Origin of the sequence: Enterobacter sp. RIT637 (genome assembly GCF_019718755.1) — a bacterium.
Lineage (GTDB): Bacteria > Pseudomonadota > Gammaproteobacteria > Enterobacterales > Enterobacteriaceae > Enterobacter.
In genome coordinates, this window is the sequence record NZ_JAIHAZ010000081.1 from 1 (window position 1) to 685 (window position 685).

A 685-nucleotide genomic window follows, 5' to 3' on the forward strand; every position below is an offset into this window, starting at 1 on the left:
ATGTTATTTGTTTGTACATTCCGGAAAAGAAACCATAAAAACCACGGCCATAAATAAGGTGTTAATCACATTAAATAAAAGAAACCATTAAAACCATAGAGGCCATAAAAACTTCGGTTTTAATATGCCTTTCCTCACATAAAGTAAGCCTTTGTGACTCTAAGCTGAACGTACAAATAACCAAGAGGCTTAATTATGAGCACTACTGACGATTCTTTCTCTGTTACCCACGACCCGATTGAAATTCAGCGGCCGTCGCTTAAAGAGCGCTGGTGGCACATTATGGATACCTGGAAAGTAGGGATCATTCCCCTGCCGCTGTTTGTGTTAGCCGGTGCGTTGATCGCCGTGGATTGTCTGGGCGGTAAACTGCCGAGCGATATTGTTGTGATGGTCGCCACGCTGGCGTTCTTCGGTTTTGCCTGCGGTGAGTTCGGCAAGCGTCTGCCGATTGTCGGCAAACTCGGTGCGGCGGCAATTTGCGCCACCTTTATTCCGTCAGCGATGGTGTACTACGGTCTGCTGCCGGATGTGGTGGTCGAGTCCACGACCAAGTTCTACAAATCCACCAACATTCTTTATCTCTACATCTGCTGCATCATTGTCGGCAGCATCATGAGCATGAATCGCACGGTGCTGATTCAGGGCTTCCTGCGCATTTTCTTCCCGATGCTGTGCGGTGAAA

Annotated in this window: 1 protein-coding gene; it reads left to right on the plus strand. The window is 47.7% G+C overall.

Going from position 1 to position 685, the window contains the following annotated elements:
- Positions 1 to 195 precede the first annotated feature (195 nt).
- The coding region (locus K5E19_RS23275) for a 2-hydroxycarboxylate transporter family protein (RefSeq protein WP_221553291.1) at positions 196 to 685 on the plus strand (490 nt) is incomplete at its 3' end.